The organism is Pseudomonas moorei (genome assembly GCF_008801475.1).
Classification (GTDB): Bacteria; Pseudomonadota; Gammaproteobacteria; order Pseudomonadales; family Pseudomonadaceae; genus Aquipseudomonas; species Aquipseudomonas moorei.
Genome location: NZ_VZPP01000011.1, coordinates 103,204 through 125,376, shown reverse-complemented (window position 1 = coordinate 125,376; position 22,173 = coordinate 103,204). Strand labels below are relative to the sequence as shown.

Sequence of the window (22,173 nt, the reverse complement as noted above, 5' to 3'; positions counted from 1 at the left end):
CAGTGATGGCCGTGAGCCCGCAATGACAATGACTTCAGAACTCTCCTTAGCGTCCGACGAACCGGTTGTCGAGCCGCGCAAGAGTCGCAAAAACAATCCGGAAAAAACCCGCGAGAACATTCTTCAAGAAGCCATTGTCGAGTTCGTTCAGCAGGGGCTTTCCGGGGCTCGCGTCGATGCGATCGCCGAGCGCATCCACACTTCAAAGCGCATGATCTATTACTACTTCGGTAGTAAGGAGCAGCTCTACGTCGAGGTTCTGGAAAAGCTTTACGGCGATATTCGCAGTACCGAAAACCGACTGCACCTGACCGAACTGGCCCCGGTGGAGGCGATTCGGCGGCTGGTGGAATTCACCTTCGATCACCATGACCGCAACGTCGACTTCGTGCGCATCGTCAGCATTGAAAACATTCACAACGCCGAATACGTGAAGCGTTCCGATGCGATCAAGGCGATGAACAACACCATCCTCGACTCATTGGGCGAGATTTTGCGTCGCGGTGCCGAGGAAGGGCTGTTTCGCAAGGGGCTGGATCCGCTGGATGTGCATTTGCTGATCAGCTCGTTCTGCTTCTATCGCGTGTCGAACCGTCACACCTTTGGTGAGATTTTCCAGATTGATTTGCCGGATGAACGCATCAAGCAGCGTCATCGGGAGATGATTTGCGAGTCGGTTCTGCGCTATTTGCAGGCCTGAATCGTGGCGAGCGAGCTCGCTCGCCACAAAAGACCTTCAGCCATTCATGCTTTGAAAGTGCGCCAGCATTCGCTGGGCATCGGGCACCACGCCGCTGAACAATTCGAACGCCTTCACCGCCTGAAACACTGCCATGTTGCCGCCATCCAGGGTCCGGCAGCCCAGGGCGCGGGCGTTGCGCAGCAGTTCGGTTTCCAGCGGGAAGTAAACAATCTCCGCGACCCACAGTTGCGCGCGCAGCAATTCGACCGGCACGGGCATGCCCGGCAGTTTTTTCATGCCCATGGGCGTGGTGTTCACCAGGCCGTCGGCCTCGGCCAGGCTCCGCGCCAGATCGAGACCCGCCACGGCGCGGCCGCTGCCGAACGTTTGATTGAGGTTGTCCGCCAGGCTTTGGGCGCGGCTGATTTCCACATCGAAAATGCTCAGCTGCTGCACGCCTTCGCTCAACAGCGCGTGGGCAACGGCGGCACCCGCGCCTCCGGCACCCATTTGTACGACGTGATCAACGGCAACGCCCGGCAAGCCACGGCGAAAGCCTTCGGCAAATCCCAGGCAGTCGGTGTTGTGACCGATGCGTTTGCCATCCTTGAGCACTACGGTGTTCACCGCGCCAATGCCGCGAGCTTCCGGCGACAATTCGTCGAGCAGCGGGATGATCGCCTGTTTGCACGGGAAGGTAATGTTCAGCCCGGTGAAGTTCATGCGCTCGGCGGCACTGAGCAGGTCGGGCAGGGCATTGCTGTCGAGTTGCAGCTGATCGAGGTCGATCAGGCGATAGAGGTAACGCAGGCCCTGGGCATCGCCTTCATGCTCGTGCAGTGCCGGGGTGCGGGATGCCTGGATGCCGGCGCCGATCAGTCCGGCCAATACCGTGTGGTTCTGACTCATGATGTTCACCCCTTCAAACGCAGGCTGAAATGCTCCAGCGCCAGGCGATAGCCGTGGCTGCCGAACCCGGCCATCACCGCAGTGGCAATGGCCGAGACGAAGGAGTGGTGGCGGAAAGGCTCACGGGCGTGGACATTGGACAAGTGCACTTCAATCACGGGCAATTCGCTGGCAACCAGCGCATCGCGGATTGCCACTGAGGTGTGGGTCCAGGCGGCCGGGTTGATCACGATGCCGGCACAACGGTTGCGGGCGTTGTGAATCCAGTCGAGCAGTTCGCCTTCGTGGTTGGTCTGGCGAAACTCCACCGCCAGGCCGAATTCTTCGGCGGTACGACCGCACAACGCGGAAATGTCAGCGAGGGTTTCGTGGCCGTAGGTCTCCGGTTCACGGGTGCCGAGCAGGTTCAGATTCGGGCCGTTGAGCACCAGAATAATGGGGGGCATCGAAGTTTTCTCCACTTATTATTTTTGGCATTGGCCGAGGTTTCAGCCTGTGGAGATAAATTGTACTAACTGGTTAATTCGGTCAATTGAAGAGCGAGTCACCGGACTGTTTGTGTGCGGTGATCGGACGGTTTCGTGTTCAACGTGGCAGATGCTCAAGCAGAAAATCGATAAACGCCCGCAATCTAAGGGGGACGTGGCGACTTTGCGGATAGAGCAAGGTGAACGGTCGCGAGCGCCCGCCGTATGGCTTGAGCACTTCCAGCAGCGAGCCATCGGCCAGTTCCTTTTCGACAATGAAGCGATAGGTCTGAAACAGGCCGGCACCGTGTTTGGCCAGGGTCACGCCACCCAATACGTCGTCGGAACAGCTGAAGTTGCCCTCGGCCAGAATTTCCCGCTGCACGCCGTGGTCGTTGAACAGCCAGGCGATACGACGGCCGCTGCTGGGCAGTTCGTACTGGATGCATTCGTGGTGTTGCAGGTCGTCGAGGGTTTGCGGCGTGCCGGCATGCTGGAGGTAATCGGGGCTCGCAACCATCACCAGTTCGGCGTCTTCGAGCGGCCTGGCGATCAGGCCTGAATCCGGAATGGCCCGCACACGAATGGCCATGTCATAGCCTTCGCCGACGAAATCGATATTGCGATTGCTGATGTGCGACTCGACCTTCACCGCCGGGAAACGCGCGCGAAAGGCCGGCAGCAACGGCAGGATTCGATGGTGGGCGTAGGTGGTGGGAATACTGATGCGCAAGGTCCCGGAGGGTACTTGCTGCTGGCCCATGACTTCGCGCTGGGCTTCAACCAGTTGGGCCAGCGCCTGGCGGCATTCCTCGTAGTAGCGCCGACCACTGTCGGTCAGTTTGACGCTGCGGGTGGTGCGGGCGAACAGCCGTACACCCAGGCGCTCTTCCATGCGTGACACCGAGCGACTCACGGCGGCCGGGGTGACGCCCGCCACCAGTGCGGCGGATGTGAAGCTGCCGGCCTCGGCGGCCAGGCAAAACAGCTCGATACTGCCTAGCTGAAGATCGTCGAATTGTCGCTGCATGATTGATTACACCGGGGATCAAATGAAGTGTGTGAATCAGTATTTATCAGATGCTTGCACACGGATACAGTGAGTTCCTTGTGCCGAGCCTTTCTTGATCAGCGAGCAGGAGATACAGCATGCCTTTTGTCAGCGTTCGTATTACCCGTGACGGCGTGACCCGGGAGCAGAAAGCCCAGGTCATCGCGGAGATCACCGAAACCTTGCAGCGCGTCCTCGGCAAACCGCCTGAGCTGACGCACATCGTGATCGAGGAAATTGATACCGATAACTGGGGGTATAAGGGCATCACCACCACGGAATATCGAAAGAATTTGCCGGGGTGAATCGGGTGAAAAAAGCCGTCGTCTAGACGGCTTTTTTGTGGGTGTCGGGAAAGGTTTGTTTACGTTTTTCCAAGGCTGTGGGTCGGCCACGGATGGGACTGAACGCTAGTCTCAGAAGCGCTTTGACGATTCTGTGAGTCGTGCCGGTTGTCAGATTTCCAGGGAATGTCGAGTCTTCTGACTCATTAACCTAACGGATGGGTTAGCATGAAAGTATGCAGCTACAAAGGGCTCTCAGTGGTGACCATGCTGCGCGATGAACACTGTCCACCGCATGCGCATGTGGATGGCGGAACGTGGAGTGCGAGGTTCAAGTTTTGCTTCTGGCACAACGGCGTTGAACTCTGGGATGTCATTCCGCTGTCGAGACGACCGCCATTGGCGGTGCTTGAGGGATTGCGTCAATCGCTCATGCAGCCTGCCCATCTGCAGCGCGCTCGTGGCATTTGGTGGCGAAAAATACATACGGTCTGTCTCGACAACCAGTTGTGGGACGGGCAAATCAATGAGGTCGTATGGGTGAAAGGGATTGCCGGTGCGACTTACAAGATTGGTTCTGCGTGTTATGAGCCCGAAGCGAACAAGACGCTGCTGTTTCTCAAAGGCGCACAAGAAGGTGTGGAGATCGAGTTATGAAAACCATAAAAGCCGGGACGCTGGTTGATCGACCGGTCACCGAAAGTCGCCTGGACGAAGCCATTGAAAGAGGTGAGTTACGCCGTCGTAGCGGTTTACAGGCCACGGCGGTAGCTTTTCTGGACCCGTGTCTGGCCGTCAGCTTCGAAGATGGCAGTGGTGTGTTGCTGCCGGTCAAAATTTATTCGGAATTCGACGGTTTCGAGGCCGAGGACTTCAACCGGCTGAAGGTCGGTTACGCCGGTGCTGCGCTTTGCCACGAAGGTAAGGATCTGCATGTATCCATAGCAGAGATGATATCGGCGTGCCCGCCTTTGATGGCCATGGCGACTTCGGTAGTCGCTTCACGCAATGGCCGTCAAAGCAGCTCGGCCAAGGCTGAGGCTGCACGCTCCAATGGCAAAAAAGGAGGGCGTCCGCGCAAGGTTGATGTCACCCCTTGAGGGCACAAAAAAAGCCGTCGCGGAGACGGCTTTTTCATGTCTGGCACCTGCACTCAGCGCCGGGTCAGTAACACGCCGGATTCCATGTGGTGGGTCCAGGGGAACTGGTCGAACAGCGCGCATTGGGTGATGCGGTGGGTGTCGTGCAGTTGGGCGATGTTCGCCGCCAGGGTTTCCGGATTGCAGGAAATGTAGAGGATGTTGTCGAAGCGTCGGGTCAGTTCGCAGGTGTCCGGGTCCATGCCGGCGCGCGGCGGGTCGACGAATACGCTGCCGAACTCGTAGCTCTTGAGGTCGATACCGTGCAGGCGACGGAACGGCCGCACTTCATTCAAGGCTTCGGTCAGCTCTTCGGCGGACAGACGCACCAGCGTGACGTTATCCACAGCGTTTTCGCTGAGGTTGCTCAGCGCGGCATTGACCGAGGTCTTGCTGATTTCGGTGGCCAGTACTTTACGCACGCGAGTGGCCAGCGGCAGGGTGAAGTTGCCGTTGCCGCAATACAGTTCCAGCAAGTCGTCCGGGCGATCGCCCAGTGCCTCGTACGCCCAGTTGAGCATCTTCTGGTTCACGGTGCCGTTGGGCTGCGTGAAGGCGCCTTCGGGCTGGCGATAGCTGAAGGTACGGCCGCCGACTTCCAGCTTCTCCACCACGTAATCGTGACCGATGACTTCGCGTTTGCCCTTGGAGCGGCCAATCACGCTGACGTTCAGTTGCTCCGCCAGCTTCGAGGCCGCCGCGTGCCAGTGTTCGTCCAGCGGACGGTGGTAGCACAGGGTGATCATGGCGTCGCCGGCCAGGGTGGTCAGGAATTCCACCTGAAACAGCTTGTGGCTCAGGGCGGAACTGGCTTGCCAGGCGGCCTTGAGCTGCGGCATCAACTGGTTGATGCGCTGGCTGGCGATCGGGAATTCTTCGATCAGGATCGGCGTGCGCTTGTCTTCCTGGGAAAACATCGCGTAGTGGCGCTCGCCGGCTTCGCGCCACAGGCGGAATTCGGCGCGCAGGCGGAAGTTCTGCAGCGGCGAGTCGAACACGGTCGGCTGCGGCGCATCGAAAGGCGCCAGCAGGTCACGCAGACGCGTGACCTTTTCTTCGAGCTGAGCGGCGTAGGCCTGGGAATCAAAAGTCATGCGTTGAACCAACCCAGCTTGATCACGAACAGAATCGACAGAATCACCAGCGCCGGGTTCAGCTCACGGCCACGACCGGACATCAGCTTGATGGCGGTCCACGAGATGAAGCCGAAAGCGATACCGTTGGCGATGGAGTAAGTGAACGGCATCGCCAGGGCGGTGATCACCACCGGTGCGGCAACGGTGATGTCGTCCCAGTCTATTTCGGCCAGGCCGGATGTCATCAGTACGGCGACGAACAGCAGCGCCGGGGCAGTGGCGAACGCCGGAACGCTGGAGGCCAGTGGCGAGAAGAACAGCGCCAGCAGGAACAGGATCGCCACCACGACGGCGGTCAGGCCTGTGCGGCCACCGGCACTCACGCCGGCGGCGGATTCGATGTAGCTCGTGGTGGTCGAGGTGCCCAGCAGTGAACCGGCCATGGCGGCGGTACTGTCGGCGATCAGGGCGCGGCCCATTTTCGGCATGTGGCCGTCCTTGCCCATCAGGCCGGCGCGCTTGGCGACGCCGATCAGGGTGCCGGAGTTGTCGAACAGGTCAACGAACAGGAAGGCGAAGATCACGCTGACCAGACCGATGTCCAATGCACCCTTGATGTCCAGTTGCAGGAAGGTCGGAGCCAGCGAAGGCGGCATCGACATCACGCCGCCGAACGGGCTGAAACCCATCGCGATCGAAACAATGGTCACCACCAGAATGCCGATCAGCACGGCGCCACGCACAGCCAGCGCTTCGAGGGCGACGATCAGGGCAAAGCCGAGGGTGGCGAGGATCGGTGCCGGTTGCTTCAGGTCACCGAGGCCGACCATGGTCGCCGGGTTGCTGACCACGATGCCGGCGTTGTGCAGGGCGATCAGCGCCAGGAACAGGCCGATACCGGCGGCAATCGCCGAGCGCAATGGCAATGGGATGCTGTTGATGATCCATTCACGGATGCGGAAGATCGACAGCAGGAAGAAGCACACCGCCGAAATGAACACCGCGCCCAGCGCCACTTGCCAGGTGTGACCCATGTGCAGGACCACGGTGTAGGTGAAGAACGCGTTCAGGCCCATGCCCGGAGCGAGGGCGATCGGGTAGTTGGCGATCAGCCCCATTATCGTGGAGCCGATGGCGGCAGCCAGACAGGTCGCGACAAACACCGCACCCTTGTCCATGCCGGTCTCGCCGAGGATGCTCGGGTTGACGAACAGGATGTAGGCCATGGCCAAAAAGGTGGTGACGCCCGCCAGTATCTCGGTCCGTACGTTGGTGTTGTGTGCCTTGAGTTGAAACAGCCTTTCCAGCATGTCTGCTCCCCGTGGCGCGCCCGGCGCCGTGAATGTATCGACCTCAACAGCAAAGCACAGGCCGTTGCAGGCGCCCGAGAATTTTCGCTGGGTCGGAAAAAGCCGCGCATCATACCAGTAGCGTGGGGTTATGGCTGCTTATGGCGGTGATCGTCGTCGATGTTTTGCCTTTGGCCCAAGTCAGCCATACTGCGCGCTGTTTTTTGGGAAGGGTATTGCATGAAAAAGCGTCTGTTTATCGGCATTGGCATGTTGCTGGCCCTGGGGGCACAAACGGCCTCGGCGGCCTCGGCGCCACCCTTGACTCAATTGAAAGTGCTCAAAGTCGAGTCACCGGCCTGCGGTTTTGAAAGCATTGCCGAAGGGCAAGTGGAGACGCGTTGCAATCACGCAGGGCCGAACATTCGGGTTTTCGTGCTGGAAGTCGGTTATGGGCGTGAGGCGCATGTCGCCCTGGACGGTTTTGAGGTGAACGGTACCCGCACCCCGGTCTGCGCTTTTGATAACGGCAACCTGACGGAATGCACCGTCGGCAGGAAAACCGTTGGCTATCTATACATCTTCGATCTGGCGGGCAAGCAGCAAGGCACGTTCACCTTCAGCGACACCTCGATCAATCCCCCGGGCAACACCCTATCGACGCAGCTCTACATCAAGTAAGAGGGGTTCGAACATGAGGCGGGAAAGCTGACTACGCTTTAAGGATCACTCCGTGGATTGCCCTTATGACCTTTAGAGCCTTGATTACCCTCGCCGAGGGCATCGATGACCTGCAAGCCGTGACCCTGGTCGACGTGCTGCGCCGCGCCAAAGTGGAAGTGGTGGTGGCCAGCATCGAGGGGCGACGCATGCTCACCTGCGCCCGCGGCACCCGCCTGACTTGCGATGCCATGCTGGTGGACCTGCTGGCGCAGCCATTCGACCTGATCGCCCTGCCCGGCGGCGCGGTGGGGGCGCAGCACCTGGCGAACCATCAACCCTTGCAACAGTTGATCAAGGACCAGGCCGCAGCCGGTCGCTGGTTCGCGGGCATTGCCGAGGCCCCCGCGCTGGCGCTGCAGACTTTTGGCGTGTTGCGTCAGCGGCGCATGACCTGCCTGCCTTCGGCCAGCCATCAACTGTCAGGCTGCACCTTCGTCGATCAACCGGTGGTGGTCGATGGCAACTGCATCACAGCCCAGGGTTCGGGCGCCGCGCTGCCGTTCGCCCTGGCGCTGGTGGAACAACTCTGCGGCAAGGCCACTCGAACGGTGGTGGCCGGGGAGTTGCTGGTTTAGCGTCAGACCTTCGCTCCTTCCTTCGGCACATGCATGCGATCGCGGCCGGCCAGGCTCGGGAACAGCTTGATCCAGACACCAGTCACCACCAGCGTGCCGATACCGCCCATGACCACCGCCGGCACCGTGCCAAACCAGTGGGCGGTCAGGCCGGATTCGAATTCTCCCAATTGATTCGAAGCGCCAATGAACAACCCGTTCACGGCGCTGACCCGGCCGCGCATTTCGTCCGGGGTTTCCAGTTGCACGAACGAGGCGCGGATCACCATGCTGATCATGTCCGCCGCGCCCAGGATCACCAGCACGCCCAGCGAGAACCAGAACGAGGTCGACAGGCCGAAGGCGATAGTCGCCACCCCGAATACGCCCACGGCGGTGAACATCACTCGCCCGACGTTGCGTTCCACGGCAAATCGCGCCAGGAACAATGACATCAACAGCGCACCCACCGCGGGCGCCGAACGCAGTAGACCCAGGCCCCACGGGCCGGTCAGCAGAATGTCCTTGGCAAAAACCGGCAGCAACGCCGTCGCGCCACCCAGCAGGACGGCAAACAGGTCCAGGGAGATGGCCCCGAGAATGTCCGGGCGACTGCGAATGAAGCGAATTCCGGCCAGTAACGAATCAAGGGTGGCTTTGCCCTTGTTCAGCGGCGTCTGACGGGCGGGCAGGTTGAGCATCAGCGAGCAGGCAATGAGGTAAAGGATCACCGTCGGGCCATAGACCCAGACACTGCCAAAGGCATAGAGCAAACCACCGAGGGCCGGGGCGACGATGGTTGCCGACTGCTGGGCCGATTGGGCGGCGGCGACGGCCCGTGGAAACAAGGCCCCCGGCACGATGCTCGGCAGCAAGGCCTGGGTGGTCGGCATCTCGAAGGAGCGCGCGGCGCCGAGCAGGAACGCGAGGATGAAGATCATTTCCCGGGTGACATGGTCGGTCGCGCTGCCGATCGCCAGCGACAGGGCAATCAGCGCTTGCACGGACTGGCAGATCGCCGCGACCTTGCGCCGGTCGTAGCGGTCCGCCACATGCCCGGTGTGCAGCATGAACAGCACGCGCGGCGCGAACTCCACCAGCCCGACCAGACCCAGGTCAAGCACGTTGCCGGTCAGTTGGTACAGGTTCCAGCCGATGGCCACCGTGAGCATTTGAAAGCCGCTGGCGGTAAAGATCCGGGCCAGCCAGAACGCGATGAATGGGCGGTGATGACGTAACAGCAAGGGCTCTTGGCTGGGCATCTGGAGGCAGATCTGGGTGTGGGAAAGGGAGAGATTATCATCAAGCTGTAACAGGAAGTTGCCATCTCGGGAAATTTAGTTAGCTAGACACCGATTCGTCGGGCTCGCCCCGGTGAGGCAACTTGTCACGCGGCAAAAGACCACGCGGTTCATCCCCGCAAATGGGACTACTCTTTCAACGTTGCTTGATCCAGATCAACACCCTCGAAAGGAATTGATCCTGTGACCAGAACGCCAGACTCCCTGCGTTGCGATGCTGGTAAAAAAAGAACGAATTCGAATTCGCCGCACTCCATACCCGTGGGAACCGTGGATGCAGGCTTCGCGCCGGCAGCCGTACTACCTGACAGAGGAAGACTTATGTTCGGTTTAGAGGCTCTTGATCTCGCCCGAATTCAGTTCGCGTTCACCATCTCGTTCCACATCCTGTTTCCTGCCATCACCATTGGTCTGGCGAGTTACCTGGCAGTACTCGAAGGCTTGTGGCTGAAAACCCACAACGACACCTACCGCGACCTCTACCACTTCTGGTCGAAGATCTTTGCGGTCAACTTCGGCATGGGCGTGGTTTCGGGTCTGGTCATGGCGTATCAGTTCGGCACCAACTGGAGCCGTTTCTCGGACTTCGCCGGGTCAGTGACCGGACCGTTGCTGACCTATGAAGTGCTGACGGCCTTCTTCCTTGAAGCCGGTTTCCTCGGCGTCATGCTGTTTGGCTGGAACAAGGTGGGCCGCGGTCTGCACTTCTTCGCCACGGTCATGGTCGCCATTGGCACCTTGATCTCGACCTTCTGGATTCTCGCGTCCAACAGCTGGATGCAGACCCCGCAGGGCTTCGAAATCATCAACGGCCAGGTCATTCCGACCGACTGGCTGGCGGTGATCTTCAACCCGTCGTTCCCGTATCGCCTGATGCACATGGCCACGGCGGCGTTCGTGGCAACGGCCTTCTTCGTCGGTTCCTCGGCGGCCTGGCATTTGCTGCGCGGCAAAGACAACCCGGCGATCCGCACCATGCTCTCGATGGCCATGTGGATGGCGCTGATCGTGGCGCCGATTCAGGCGGTCATCGGTGACTTCCACGGCCTCAACACGCTCGAGCATCAGCCGGCCAAAATCGCCGCGATCGAGGGCCACTGGGAAAACAAAGGTAACGAGGCAACGCCGCTGATCCTGTTCGGCTGGCCGGACATGAAAGAAGAGAAGACCAAATTCGCCGTCGAGATTCCCTACCTCGGCAGCTTGATCCTGACCCACTCCCTGGACAAACAGGTACCCGCGCTCAAGGAGTTCCCGCCTGAAGACCGGCCGAATTCGACCATCGTCTTCTGGTCGTTCCGGGTCATGGTTGGCCTGGGCTTCCTGATGATCTTCACCGGGTTGTGGAGCCTGTGGCTGCGCAAGCGCGACACGCTCTATACCTCGCGGCCGTTCCTGTACCTGGCGTTGTGGATGGGGCCGTCCGGCCTGATCGCGATTCTCGCCGGCTGGTTCACCACTGAAATCGGTCGTCAGCCTTGGGTGGTCTACGGCCTGATGCGTACGGCGGATGCGTCGTCCAACCATAGCTTCATGCAGATGAGCATCACCCTGATCCTGTTTGTCGTGGTGTATTTCGCCCTGTTCGGTGCCGGTCTGGGCTACATGATGCGCCTGGTGCGCAAAGGGCCGAAGATCGACGAAGGCAAGGAGACCAACGAAGGGGGGCCTGGCCAGAAACGCACACCGGCACGTCCGCTGTCCGCAGCCGACGATGAACACGCCGATGCCGACCGCACCGCGACCAAGGAGGTTTGAATCATGGGTATTGATCTTCCGCTGATCTGGGCCGTGATCATCATCTTCGGCATCATGATGTACGTGGTCATGGACGGCTTCGACCTGGGGATCGGGATTCTTTTCCCGTTCATCCCCGGCAAAAGTGACCGCGACGTGATGATGAACACCGTCGCTCCGGTCTGGGACGGCAATGAAACCTGGCTGGTATTGGGGGGCGCCGCGTTGTTCGGTGCATTCCCGCTGGCTTACTCGGTAGTGCTCTCGGCGTTGTACCTGCCGCTGATGTTCATGCTGATCGGTTTGATTTTCCGCGGTGTGGCCTTCGAGTTCCGCTTCAAGGCCAGGGACGACAAGCGCCACCTGTGGGACAAGGCGTTCATCGGTGGTTCGGTGGCGGCAACCTTCTTCCAGGGCGTGGCGCTGGGGGCGTTCATCGATGGCTTGCCGGTGGTCAATCGTCAGTTCGCCGGAGGGTCACTGGACTGGCTGACGCCGTTCACCCTGTTCTGCGGGGCTGCACTGGTAGTGGCCTATGCATTGCTCGGCTGCACGTGGTTGATCATGAAGACTGAGGGCAAGTTGCAGGAGCAAATGCATGACCTGGCACGACCCCTGGCGTTCGTATTGCTGGCGGTGATTGGTATCGTCAGCATCTGGACGCCACTGGCCCATGCCGAGATTGCGGCGCGCTGGTTCACGTTGCCGAACCTGTTCTGGTTCCTGCCGGTGCCGATCCTGGTATTGGTGACCTTGTACGGCCTGATCCGTGCGGTGGCCCGTAATGCGCACTACACGCCGTTCCTGCTGACGCTGGTGTTGATCTTCCTCGGTTACAGCGGCCTGGGTATCAGCCTGTGGCCGAATATCGTGCCACCGTCGATCTCGATCTGGGACGCCGCGGCACCGCCGCAGAGCCAGGGCTTCATGCTGGTGGGCACGCTGTTCATCATCCCGTTCATCCTCGGGTACACCTTCTGGAGCTATTACGTGTTTCGCGGCAAGGTCACCCATGAAGATGGTTACCACTAGGCTTTTGTTGCGCGGATTTGTGGGAGCGAGATTGTTCGCGATGGCGCCACGACAGGCGCCACCCACCTTGATTGGAGGTTTAGGCCATGAGCAACAAACATTCCCTGCACGACATCGAGCAAGCCGAAAAAAAGCCGCTGTGGCAGCGGCTCGGCTGGTTGGCCCTGATCTGGGCGGGAAGCGTCGGCGCATTGTTTATCGTCGCCAGCCTGATGCGGATGTTCATGAACGCCGCCGGCCTGACCACACACTGAATACCTGACATCCCATCCCGCAGCCTTAAGGCGCGGATTTACAACCCTCCGATGGAGGGTTTTTTTTGCGCCTGGTTATTTGCGGGCCTTGAGAATCACGAATTTCGGCGTGGCAGCCACTTGCTCGACCCCGCGGAACAACCGCGCGAGCTTGCTGTGATACCCCAGGTGACGGTTGCCGACGATGTATAACGCACCGCCTGTCACCAGGGCTTCCCGGGCCTGCTGGAACATCCGCCAGGCCAGGAAATCGCCGACCACCTGCTGCTGGTGAAACGGTGGATTGCACAACACCACGTCCAGCGATTGAGGTTCCTGCCCGGCCAGACCATCGCCCGCGCGTACAACCACATCGCGCTCGCCCAGTGCGGCGCGCCAGTTTTCGGCGGCCGATTGCACAGCCATGAACGACTCATCGACCAGGGTGTAATGGGCCTCGGGGTTTTGCAGGGCGCTGGCGATCGCCAGAACGCCGTTACCGCAACCGAGGTCGGCGACCCGTGCGCTGCCGAGGTTCTTCGGCAGGTGTGGCAGAAACGCCCGCGTGCCGATGTCCAGGCCTTCACGGCAGAACACGTTGGCGTGGTTGAGCAGTTCGATGGCCGGTGCATCGAGTCGATAGCGAGTCGGGTAGGGCGATACCACAGAGACTTTTGCTTCAGTCGTGGCGATCAGCAGCCGTGCTTTCTTCACCGCCAGGGACGCCTGCACCGGGCCGATGTAGCGCTCCAGCAGATCGCCCGCAGCACGCGGCAGGTGTTTGATCATCGCGCCCGCTATCACCTGGGTGCCCGGAGCCAATTGGCCTTGCAGGCGGATCAGTTGTTCTTCCAGTAGCGCCAGGGTCTTTGGCACCCGGATCAGTACCCGGTCAAAGGGACCCTTGAGCGCTTCACTGGCGGGGACATGGGGCACAGCATCAAATGCCAGCCCATTGCGCGCCAGGTTCTTTTCCAGGCCCAGAAAGGCCAGAAACGAGTCGCCACTGCTGGTGACATAGACCTTGCCTGCCAGGCTGGCTGCCAATGCACCGAAACTGTCGTTCAGCACCAGGACCCTCGTCTCAGCCGAGGGTTGCTGTTCGGCCAGATGATTGAGCAGGTACTCATCTGCCGCATCAAAGGCTTGCAGCGGTTCGTTCTGCTGTTCGGGTTGGCGGATCAGGTCGAGGCTGGCGAAGGGTGTTTCGAGCAAGGGCATGGGGCGGGGCTCTGGGTAATCAACGGGTTTCCCGCAGCCCAGGCTGTCTTGGCGGCGGGGCCGTCCGAGTGGAATGCGTCGTGGATAAGTCACACGTCATCACTCAGGAAGGACCGCAAATGGTACGTTTTTTTGTAGTGGATTACTCGCAGGTTTTCCGGTTAACGATGCGCATCTCTGTCGAGGTAGCCAGCCTTGGCGGCGGCGATGACGGCTGAAATCTTATTGCTCACCCCAAATTTGCGAATGGTCTCCTGGACATGGAAATTGATCGTTCGGGGGCTGAGACTAAGAATCCTGGCACTTTCGTAGGCAGTTTTGCCATCCGCGGCGAGCTTCAACACATCGATTTCCCGCAACGTCAGTTCCGGGATGGGCGGTGTGGCGAGCCTTTTGGGCAGTGTCAGCGCAACAAGCTTATGCAGGTGATGCCCAATGAACACGGAGAAACCCAGATTTTCGTACAGCTCCCAGGCGCTGACCGGGCAGTGGCTGCGCGCCAGACTCAGTATGCTGCACAGATCGCTTTCTTCGTCGTGAATGGCTTGCGACCAACCGTGTTGCAATCCCTGTTGCTCAAGCTCATTCCAGAGACATCGCGTGTTGTCGAACAGCTCTTCGGTCCAGAGGATGGGCATTGTTGATTGAAAGCAATGCGCCACTACCGGATCGATGCCTGCCAGTTTTCTGATCTCGTAACCGGCGTTCCAGTCGGATGGGTAATTGTTTAGCCGTATAGCACTCAGCCTCTCAGTATTTGAAGTGTAACTGGTTGAAAAGCCGAAGAATTTGAAGCCTATATTTTTCGCGAAACTCAGTGATATCCGGTAAGCCGTATCAAGATCAGTGGTGGATGACAGTTTTGTGAGTTGAGAAACCTTCCATCTCTCCATAATGAGACTCCTGTTTTCGATGTTGATGTATGGCGTAGAGATTGGATCCAATTGGTCGAAGTCTTGGGATTGTAGGATGAATCCTACAATGATGTTGATAATATTTTGTTTTGCTTAATTAAAAAAAGTTTGGATTATGGTTCTAACGATTTGGGTGTAAGGGGCGCATTACACTGTTCGCTTATCATATGTGCACTGTCATTTTAAGGCGTTGTAGATGGCGCGTTATTTAAACAAATTGTGTAAGTTATACGAGGAGAGTAGTTGCTCTAAAAAGACACTACAAAACATGGGTGTATGTAGAGTGCTATTTGCGAGACACTGGGCCATCTGTTGAATGGAGCGCCCCATGACCGTCAGTGACGAGAAATTCACTCGCCAGACCCTCCTCGACGTCCAGCCGTTGACACCGAACCTGTTCACGCTGCGGGCTACGCGGGATCCGGGGTTTCGCTTTCGCGCGGGGCAATTTGCCCGGCTGGGCGTGACCAAGGCTGACGGCAGCACGGTCTGGCGCGCTTATTCCATGGTGTCGTCGCCGTTTGATGAGTACCTTGAGTTCTTCTCCATTGTCGTACCGGGAGGGGAGTTCACCAGCGAGCTCAGTCGACTGGGTGTCGGCGATACGCTGCTGGTCGATCGCCCGGCTTTTGGTTATCTGACGCTCGACCGCTTCGTTGACGGGCGTGATCTGTGGCTGTTATCCACAGGCACGGGGCTGGCGCCGTTTCTGTCGATCCTGCAGGACTTCGAGGTCTGGGAAAAATTCGAGCGGATCATCCTGGTCTACAGCGTCCGTGAGTCACGGGAGCTGGCTTATCAAGACCTTATCGCGGGGCTGGCGCAGCGCGAGTACCTGGCGGAATTCGCGCACAAGCTGCAGCTCATTAACACGGTGACTCGCGAACAGCATCCGGGTGCCTTGAACGGGCGTATTACAACCCTGATCGAAAATGGAGAGTTGGAGCGGGCGGCCGGCGTGGCCCTTTCGCCCGAACACTCGCGGGTGATGCTTTGCGGCAATCCGCAGATGATCGATGACACGCGCAAATTGCTCAAGCAGCGCGGTATGCACTTGAGCCTCAGCCGGCGACCTGGCCAGGTGGCAGTGGAAAATTTCTGGTAAAAAAACGGCGCCTCAAGGGCGCCGATTTCACTCAGTGGAAGCATTCAAGGCCGGTTGTTCTGGGCCTTGAGCAGATCGCGGATCTCGCCCAGCAACACTTCTTCCTTGGTCGGAACCGGCGGCACGGTTGGCGCGACCGCCTCCTCGCGTTTCAAGTGGTTAATGGCTTTGACACCCATGAAGATCGCGAAAGCGACAATGAGGAAGTCGATCAGGCTCTGGATGAATTTACCGTAGGCCAATACCACCGCCGGGACGTTACCCTCGGCCGCCTTGAGCGTAATGGCCAGGTCACTGAAGTCCACCCCACCGATCAACAGCCCGATTGGTGGCATGATCACATCACCGACAAATGACGTGACGATCTTGCCAAAGGCGGCTCCGATGATGATACCAACGGCCATGTCGACCACATTGCCCTTGACCGCGAAGGCCTTGAACTCACTTATCACGCCCATAGGTTATTTCCTTGTTACAGATGAGGTTGGTGAACGCAGTGTAAATCAGCAAAACGCATCTTGCTCGAAACGCCTGCTTACAAGTGCTGCCTGCTGTCGACCGGATCGACGCCAAAAAGTTTGAAAATGCCATCATCGCAGCGAGAGCGAAAAGGGGTTTCCAGGCTTTTTTGCGGTCAATCTGTTGCGCTGATTTATTGTCCAGGTGTGGAAAATTGAGAGGGGGAAGCGGCGGGATTGAGCATGGAAATATGAATTAATCTTTACTTGAGGTTTGGTGGGTTTTGAAGTTTGAGCAGGCGTGTTGAAGGGGGCAGCAAAGATTAAGTAAATGGTTGGTGCATTTTTTTGTTTGGTGTGCTGCAAGAGTTTTATGTGTGTGTTGTACGTTGTTTTGGTGGTTGTAATGGGTGTGTACAAGCTTATATACGAAGTTGGCGGTTGATTTTAAAAAGTTGTATAGGTTTTTAATTAACTACATCGTTACATGTATCAACCCATTCTCAAAAGTTGTAGACGGTGACTCGGCGGACGCCAGCGCCGCACTGATGCGCGTCACCTGGGTTATCATCGCGATTTTTGCCGGGGGTTCCGATGGCCAAGGCCAAGCGCATGTATGGCTGCACCGAGTGCGGCTCAACGTTCCCCAAGTGGGCCGGCCAGTGTGGCGAGTGCGGCGCCTGGAACACGCTGACTGAAACCATGGTGGAAAGCGGCGGGGCGGCAGCGCCCAGTGGTCGTACCGGTTGGGCGGGGCAACAGGCACAGATCAAGACCCTGGCCGAAGTCAGCGTCGAGGAAATTCCGCGTTTTTCCACGGCGTCCAGTGAGCTGGATCGGGTGTTGGGCGGCGGTCTGGTGGACGGTTCGGTGGTGCTGATCGGCGGTGATCCCGGCATCGGCAAATCGACGATCCTGCTGCAAACCTTGTGCAACCTCGCCAAAAGCATGCCGGCACTTTACGTCACCGGCGAAGAATCCCAACAGCAAGTGGCCATGCGCGCCCGACGCCTTGGGTTGCCTCAGGATCGGTTACGGGTCATGACCGAGACCTGTATCGAAACCATTATCGCCACGGCTCGCCAGGAAAAGCCCAAGGTGATGGTGATCGACTCGATCCAGACGATTTTCACCGAGCAGTTGCAATCGGCTCCGGGGGGCGTGTCCCAGGTTCGCGAAAGCGCCGCGTTGCTGGTGCGTTATGCCAAGCAGAGCGGTACGGCGATTTTCCTGGTCGGCCACGTCACCAAGGAGGGTGCATTGGCGGGGCCTCGCGTTTTGGAACACATGGTCGACACCGTGCTGTATTTCGAAGGCGAATCCGATGGGCGATTGCGCCTGCTGCGGGCGGTAAAAAACCGTTTCGGTGCGGTGAACGAACTGGGCGTGTTCGGCATGACTGACAAAGGCCTGAAAGAAGTCTCCAACCCTTCGGCGATTTTTCTGACCCGTGCTCAGGAAGAAGTCCCGGGCAGTGTGGTCATGGCAACGTGGGAGGGCACCCGACCCATGCTGGTCGAAGTCCAGGCGCTGGTGGATGACAGCCATCTGGCCAACCCGCGCCGGGTAACCCTGGGACTGGATCAGAATCGTCTGGCGATGTTGTTGGCGGTGTTGCATCGTCATGGCGGAATTCCCACCCACGACCAGGATGTATTCCTTAACGTTGTCGGTGGTGTGAAAGTGTTGGAAACGGCTTCCGATCTGGCGTTGATGGCCGCGGTCATGTCCAGCTTGCGCAACCGGCCGTTGCCTCATGATCTGCTGGTATTCGGTGAGGTGGGGCTGTCCGGTGAAGTGCGTCCGGTACCGAGCGGCCAGGAGCGTCTGAAAGAAGCCGCCAAGCACGGCTTCAAGCGCGCCATCGTGCCCAAGGGCAACGCGCCGAAAGAGGCGCCGCCGGGTCTGCAGATTATTGCGGTGACCAGACTGGAGCAGGCACTGGACGCACTCTTCGAATAAGTTTCCGGGCTGGACTTGATCCCTGTGGAGCAAGCTTCGGGATGGTGTCGGTTCGTCAGATTTCGATCAGGGCACCCAACTCTCGTTCAAGTTCGGCTTCGTCAGCCAGGTTGAGCTCGATCACCCGCCGCAGGCGCTCAATGGATTCCAGGCTGATATGCCGGCAGACAAAGCCGAGCTGGCCTTTGTCTTCGTGGGTCAACTCGACATCCATGGCAATGTCGGTGTCTTCGGACAGATGAATGTCGACGAAAAAATCCTGCTGCGGATTGCCCAGCCACGGGGTGGGCCGTTCGATCAGCAAGCCCTTGAGTGACAGGTCGATCAGTTTTACCGGCCAGGTGCATTCACCCTGACGGAGCTCGGTTCGGGCATCGAACGCAATACGTTTGAAGCGGCGGCGGTCGGCAGGGTGGTTGCTCATGGCGCAATCCTCGTTAGGTTCGCTGACTATAGACCCGCCGTACGCAAGGCTGCCAGCGAGGGGAGCGGCTAGACCAATGTCGGGGTATGACCTTTGCCGTCAGGAGGTCTAAACTCGGGGTGGCTGTCTTTCTTGTCCACTCTGGCCGGAATAATAAAATGAAAAATAATAATAGCCCGCTACGCCATCTACCCTGGCTGGTGCTGGCAATCATAGGTGCGTGCGCCCTGGGTGTCGTGGCATTGCGCCGAGGGGAGGCGATCAACGCCTTGTGGATTGTGGTCGCTGCCGTGGCCATTTATCTGGTTGCGTATCGCTACTACAGTCTGTTTATCGCTAACAACGTCATGCAACTCGATGCGCGACGGGCCACTCCCGCCGTGCTCAACAACGACGGTCTGGATTACGTCCCCACCAATAAACACATCCTTTTCGGTCACCACTTCGCGGCCATTGCCGGTGCAGGTCCGCTGGTCGGTCCGGTGCTGGCGGCGCAAATGGGCTACCTGCCCGGCACGCTGTGGCTGATCGCCGGCGTGGTGCTGGCTGGCGCCGTGCAGGACTTCATGGTCCTGTTCATGTCCACCCGCCGCAACGGCCGTTCCCTGGGTGACATGGTCCGTGAAGAAATGGGCCCCATTCCCGGTACCATCGCGCTGTTCGGCTGCTTCCTGATCATGATTATCATCCTCGCGGTGCTGGCGCTGATCGTGGTCAAGGCCCTGGCCGAAAGTCCATGGGGTATTTTCACGGTGATGGCGACCATCCCGATCGCGATGTTCATGGGCATCTACATGCGTTACATCCGCCCGGGCCGCATCGGTGAAATCTCGGTGATTGGCGTGGTGCTGCTGTTGGGGTCGATCTGGCTGGGCGGGCAGATTGCCGCCGATCCGGTGTGGGCCAAGGCGTTTTCCTTCACCGGTATCCAGATCACCTGGATGCTGATCGGCTACGGTTTCGTCGCAGCGGTGCTGCCGGTGTGGCTGATCCTGGCGCCACGGGATTACCTGTCGACCTTCCTCAAGATCGGCACCATCGTCGCCCTGGCCATCGGCATCCTGATCACCATGCCCGAGCTGAAAATGCCGGCAGTGACCCAGTTCATCGACGGTACCGGACCGGTTTGGAAGGGCGGTCTGTTCCCGTTCCTGTTCATCACCATCGCCTGTGGCGCGGTGTCCGGTTTCCACGCATTGATCGCTTCGGGCACCACGCCGAAGCTGCTGGATAACGAAACCAACGCCCGCTACATCGGTTACGGCGGCATGCTGATGGAGTCTTTCGTCGCCATCATGGCCATGGTCGCCGCCTCGGTCATCGAGCCAGGCGTGTATTTCGCCATGAACAGCCCGACCGCCGTGGTCGGTGGTGAGGTCGTGGCCGTTGCGCAAACCGTCAGCAGTTGGGGCTTTGCCATCACGCCGGACGCCCTGCAAGCAGTGGCCAAGGACATCGGTGAGACCACCATCCTGGCCCGCGCCGGTGGTGCGCCGACCCTGGCGGTCGGCATCGCGCAGATCCTGCACAGCGTGCTGCCGGGTGAAAACACCATGGCGTTCTGGTACCACTTCGCGATCCTGTTCGAAGCCTTGTTCATCCTGACGGCGGTCGACGCTGGCACCCGTGCCGGGCGGTTCATGCTGCAGGACCTGCTGGGTTCCTTCGTGCCGGCGCTGCGCCGCACGGAATCCTGGACCGCCAACCTGATCGCGACCGCCGGTTGCGTGGCGATGTGGGGCTGGCTGTTGTACCAGGGCGTGATTGATCCATTGGGTGGTATCAACACCTTGTGGCCGCTGTTCGGCATCTCCAACCAGATGCTGGCCGGTATCGCGCTGATGCTTGGCACCGTCGTGCTGATCAAGATGAAACGCCAGCGCTACATTTGGGTGACCTTGTTGCCTGCGGCATGGCTGCTGGTCTGCACCACCACCGCCGGTTTCATCAAGCTGTTCGACGCCAACCCGGCGATCGGCTTCCTGTCGCTGGCGAAAAAATACAGCGATGCGCTGGCCAATGGTCAGATTCTCGCCCCGGCCAAGGACATCACGCAGATGCAGCATGTGGTTTTCAACGCCTACACCAACGCCACACTGACCGCGCTGTTCCTGTTCGTGGTGTTCAGTATCCTGTTCTACGCGCTCAAGGTCGGCATCGCGGCCTGGGGTAAAAAAGAACGCACGGATAAAGAATCGCCATTCCAGGCGCTGCCGGATGCTTGATCGAGGATTGCAGCATGTTCAATGACCTGAGTCGCCTCGGTAAATACCTCGGTCAGGCCGCGCGCCTGATGGTCGGCATGCCCGACTACGACAACTACGTCGAGCATATGCAAACCAAACACCCGGACAAACCGGTGATGAGCTACGAGGCGTTCTTCCGCGAACGCCAGGAAGCCCGTTACGGTGGCAAGGGTGGGCCGAAGTGCTGTTGATCCGGATGGCGGGTTAACGGCAAATCCTGTGGGAGCGAGCTTGCTCGCGATGGCGGACTGTCAATCAACAGTGATGTTGAATGTTAAGCCGCTATCGCGAGCAAGCTCGCTCCCACTTTTGTTTTGTGTTGTTTATCAGTTTTGTGAAACAGGAGATCAATTTTGTCCTCTCCCATCCCCGTCACGATCCTTAGTGGCTTCCTCGGCGCCGGCAAGACCACATTGCTGCGCCATCTGCTCAAAGCCGAACACGGCCTGAAAATCGCCGTGATCGAAAATGAATTCAGCGATGCCGGTATCGATACCCAACTGTTGGGCGACGAGCCGGTGCAAGTCATGACGCTGTCCAACGGCTGCGTCTGCTGCACGATCCATACTGACCTGACCAAAGCGTTGTATCTGCTGCTTGAACGCCTGGACAGCGGTGATATCGCTTTCGATCGTCTGGTGATCGAATGCACCGGACTGGCCGATCCGGCTCCGGTGGCGCAAACCTTCTTCATCGACGAAGAACTGCGCGAGCGTTACATCCTTGACGGCATCATCACCCTGGTCGACGCGGCGCATGCCGAGCTGCACCTGACTCAGACCATTGCCCAGGCGCAGATCGGTTTCGCCGATCGACTGCTGGTGAGCAAGCGTGACCTGGTGGACGAGCCGACCTTCACCGCGTTGAGCGAGCGCCTGACCCGGATCAATCGTCGCGCTCCGATTCGTGTGGTTGATCACGGCAAGATCGACCTTGCCGAGTTGCTTGATGTGCGCGGTTTCAATCTCAATGCCGACCTCGGGGGTGGCGTGAGTTTGCGGCCCGTGACCAAGGCGCCGTCCATCGACCGCATTTCCAGCCTGGTGCTGCGCACCGACAAACCCCTGGATATCGACAAGCTCAGCGAGTTCATGAACGAACTGCTGGAAGACCACGGCAAGCAATTGCTGCGCTACAAAGGCGTGTTGAACATCCTTGGCGAACCGCGACGCATGGTTTTTCAGGGCGTGCTCAAGCTTTACGGCTTCGACTGGGACACTGAATGGGCCGAGGACGAATTGCGCGAGAGCGTGATCGTATTCATTGCCGATGATTTGCCGGAAGAGAAAATCCGTGAGGGGTTTGCACGGGTGGCGGTGCAGTAAGGGCTGCCATGTTCGGTGAGGCTGATTTCGCTATCGCGAGC

24 protein-coding genes are annotated in these 22,173 nt (G+C 59.0%); 14 read left to right on the top strand and 10 right to left on the bottom strand.

The window, feature by feature from the left end; genetic code table 11:
- Window positions 1-22: 22 nt before the first annotated feature.
- On the top strand, window positions 23-700 hold the full coding sequence (locus F7R06_RS21590; protein ID WP_090325370.1) for a TetR/AcrR family transcriptional regulator: 678 nt from the start codon (window positions 23-25) through the stop codon (window positions 698-700).
- 36 nt (window positions 701-736) lie between these two features.
- Here F7R06_RS21590 and F7R06_RS21585 read toward each other — a convergent pair whose 3' ends face one another.
- From F7R06_RS21585 to F7R06_RS21575, 3 genes are all read right to left on the bottom strand, one after another.
- Window positions 737-1,591 carry a shikimate dehydrogenase gene (locus F7R06_RS21585; RefSeq protein ID WP_090327549.1) on the bottom strand — a complete coding sequence of 285 codons (855 nt, stop codon included), beginning with the start codon at window positions 1,589-1,591 and terminating at the stop codon, window positions 737-739.
- Between the two features lie 5 nt (window positions 1,592-1,596).
- A complete protein-coding gene (gene aroQ / locus F7R06_RS21580) occupies window positions 1,597-2,037 on the bottom strand; it encodes a type II 3-dehydroquinate dehydratase (protein ID WP_090325369.1) in 441 nt (146 codons plus the stop codon).
- A gap of 139 nt (window positions 2,038-2,176) precedes the next feature.
- Window positions 2,177-3,088, bottom strand: a complete 912-nt coding sequence (locus tag F7R06_RS21575) for a LysR family transcriptional regulator (protein ID WP_090325367.1) — start codon at window positions 3,086-3,088, stop codon at window positions 2,177-2,179.
- Window positions 3,089-3,207: 119 nt separating this feature from the next.
- Between F7R06_RS21575 and F7R06_RS21570 the strand changes: the two genes are divergently transcribed.
- The 3 genes from F7R06_RS21570 (at window position 3,208) to F7R06_RS21560 (ending at window position 4,493) form a co-directional block, all read left to right on the top strand.
- Window positions 3,208-3,414: a tautomerase family protein gene (locus F7R06_RS21570; protein ID WP_047533558.1), complete on the top strand. Its 207-nt coding sequence runs from the start codon at window positions 3,208-3,210 to the stop codon at window positions 3,412-3,414.
- 207 nt (window positions 3,415-3,621) lie between these two features.
- A complete protein-coding gene (locus F7R06_RS21565) occupies window positions 3,622-4,050 on the top strand; it encodes a DUF4160 domain-containing protein (RefSeq protein ID WP_090325365.1) in 429 nt (142 codons plus the stop codon).
- Entirely contained in the window at window positions 4,047-4,493 is a 447-nt protein-coding gene (locus F7R06_RS21560) for a DUF2442 domain-containing protein (RefSeq protein WP_090325363.1), read from the top strand. Before F7R06_RS21565 ends, F7R06_RS21560 begins: the two co-directional genes overlap by 4 nt.
- Window positions 4,494-4,546: 53 nt before the next feature.
- Here F7R06_RS21560 and trmA read toward each other — a convergent pair whose 3' ends face one another.
- Together trmA and F7R06_RS21550 are read right to left on the bottom strand one after the other, a co-directional pair.
- Window positions 4,547-5,626: a tRNA (uridine(54)-C5)-methyltransferase TrmA gene (gene trmA / locus F7R06_RS21555; RefSeq protein ID WP_090325360.1), complete on the bottom strand. Its 1,080-nt coding sequence runs from the start codon at window positions 5,624-5,626 to the stop codon at window positions 4,547-4,549.
- Window positions 5,623-6,918 carry an NCS2 family permease gene (locus F7R06_RS21550; protein ID WP_090325358.1) on the bottom strand — a complete coding sequence of 432 codons (1,296 nt, stop codon included), beginning with the start codon at window positions 6,916-6,918 and terminating at the stop codon, window positions 5,623-5,625. Before F7R06_RS21550 ends, trmA begins: the two co-directional genes overlap by 4 nt.
- 219 nt (window positions 6,919-7,137) lie before the next feature.
- On the opposite strand from F7R06_RS21550, the gene F7R06_RS21545 reads away from it, so the two are divergent.
- Together F7R06_RS21545 and F7R06_RS21540 are read left to right on the top strand one after the other, a co-directional pair.
- A complete protein-coding gene (locus tag F7R06_RS21545; RefSeq protein WP_090325356.1) occupies window positions 7,138-7,578 on the top strand; it encodes a DUF4879 domain-containing protein in 441 nt (146 codons plus the stop codon).
- Between the two features lie 65 nt (window positions 7,579-7,643).
- Window positions 7,644-8,195 carry a DJ-1 family glyoxalase III gene (locus F7R06_RS21540; protein WP_090325354.1) on the top strand — a complete coding sequence of 184 codons (552 nt, stop codon included), beginning with the start codon at window positions 7,644-7,646 and terminating at the stop codon, window positions 8,193-8,195.
- A 2-nt stretch (window positions 8,196-8,197) separates the two neighbouring features.
- Here F7R06_RS21540 and F7R06_RS21535 read toward each other — a convergent pair whose 3' ends face one another.
- Window positions 8,198-9,436, bottom strand: a complete 1,239-nt coding sequence (locus F7R06_RS21535; RefSeq protein ID WP_090325352.1) for an MFS transporter — start codon at window positions 9,434-9,436, stop codon at window positions 8,198-8,200.
- 360 nt (window positions 9,437-9,796) lie between these two features.
- Here F7R06_RS21535 and F7R06_RS21530 point away from each other — a divergent pair, with 360 nt between their 5' ends.
- From F7R06_RS21530 to F7R06_RS21520, 3 genes are all read left to right on the top strand, one after another.
- Window positions 9,797-11,233 carry a cytochrome ubiquinol oxidase subunit I gene (locus F7R06_RS21530; RefSeq protein WP_090325350.1) on the top strand — a complete coding sequence of 479 codons (1,437 nt, stop codon included), beginning with the start codon at window positions 9,797-9,799 and terminating at the stop codon, window positions 11,231-11,233.
- A 3-nt stretch (window positions 11,234-11,236) separates the two neighbouring features.
- Window positions 11,237-12,244 (top strand): cytochrome d ubiquinol oxidase subunit II, encoded by a 1,008-nt coding sequence (cydB, locus tag F7R06_RS21525; protein WP_090325349.1) that lies wholly within the window; start codon window positions 11,237-11,239, stop codon window positions 12,242-12,244.
- 86 nt (window positions 12,245-12,330) lie between these two features.
- Entirely contained in the window at window positions 12,331-12,498 is a 168-nt protein-coding gene (locus F7R06_RS21520; RefSeq protein WP_090325347.1) for a DUF2474 domain-containing protein, read from the top strand.
- 75 nt (window positions 12,499-12,573) lie between these two features.
- On the opposite strand, the gene F7R06_RS21515 is transcribed toward F7R06_RS21520, so the two are convergent.
- Window positions 12,574-13,698 carry a methyltransferase gene (locus tag F7R06_RS21515; RefSeq protein ID WP_090325344.1) on the bottom strand — a complete coding sequence of 375 codons (1,125 nt, stop codon included), beginning with the start codon at window positions 13,696-13,698 and terminating at the stop codon, window positions 12,574-12,576.
- A gap of 161 nt (window positions 13,699-13,859) precedes the next feature.
- On the bottom strand, window positions 13,860-14,591 hold the full coding sequence (locus F7R06_RS21510; protein WP_090325342.1) for a helix-turn-helix transcriptional regulator: 732 nt from the start codon (window positions 14,589-14,591) through the stop codon (window positions 13,860-13,862).
- Between the two features lie 349 nt (window positions 14,592-14,940).
- On the opposite strand from F7R06_RS21510, the gene F7R06_RS21505 reads away from it, so the two are divergent.
- On the top strand, window positions 14,941-15,717 hold the full coding sequence (locus F7R06_RS21505) for a ferredoxin--NADP reductase (RefSeq protein ID WP_090325336.1): 777 nt from the start codon (window positions 14,941-14,943) through the stop codon (window positions 15,715-15,717).
- A 44-nt stretch (window positions 15,718-15,761) separates the two neighbouring features.
- On the opposite strand, the gene mscL is transcribed toward F7R06_RS21505, so the two are convergent.
- Window positions 15,762-16,175, bottom strand: a complete 414-nt coding sequence (gene mscL, locus F7R06_RS21500) for a large-conductance mechanosensitive channel protein MscL (protein WP_090325334.1) — start codon at window positions 16,173-16,175, stop codon at window positions 15,762-15,764.
- 594 nt (window positions 16,176-16,769) lie between these two features.
- On the opposite strand from mscL, the gene radA reads away from it, so the two are divergent.
- A complete protein-coding gene (radA, locus tag F7R06_RS21495) occupies window positions 16,770-18,137 on the top strand; it encodes a DNA repair protein RadA (protein WP_090325332.1) in 1,368 nt (455 codons plus the stop codon).
- Window positions 18,138-18,192: 55 nt separating this feature from the next.
- Here radA and F7R06_RS21490 read toward each other — a convergent pair whose 3' ends face one another.
- A complete protein-coding gene (locus F7R06_RS21490) occupies window positions 18,193-18,561 on the bottom strand; it encodes a PilZ domain-containing protein (protein ID WP_090325330.1) in 369 nt (122 codons plus the stop codon).
- A gap of 158 nt (window positions 18,562-18,719) precedes the next feature.
- Between F7R06_RS21490 and F7R06_RS21485 the strand changes: the two genes are divergently transcribed.
- The 3 genes from F7R06_RS21485 to yjiA all read left to right on the top strand — a co-directional run bounded on the left by F7R06_RS21485 (window position 18,720) and on the right by yjiA (window position 22,132).
- Entirely contained in the window at window positions 18,720-20,786 is a 2,067-nt protein-coding gene (locus F7R06_RS21485; protein WP_090325328.1) for a carbon starvation CstA family protein, read from the top strand.
- A 14-nt stretch (window positions 20,787-20,800) separates the two neighbouring features.
- Window positions 20,801-20,998: a YbdD/YjiX family protein gene (locus F7R06_RS21480; protein ID WP_007937254.1), complete on the top strand. Its 198-nt coding sequence runs from the start codon at window positions 20,801-20,803 to the stop codon at window positions 20,996-20,998.
- A 162-nt stretch (window positions 20,999-21,160) separates the two neighbouring features.
- On the top strand, window positions 21,161-22,132 hold the full coding sequence (gene yjiA / locus F7R06_RS21470; protein WP_090325325.1) for a GTPase: 972 nt from the start codon (window positions 21,161-21,163) through the stop codon (window positions 22,130-22,132).
- Window positions 22,133-22,173: the final 41 nt, after the last annotated feature.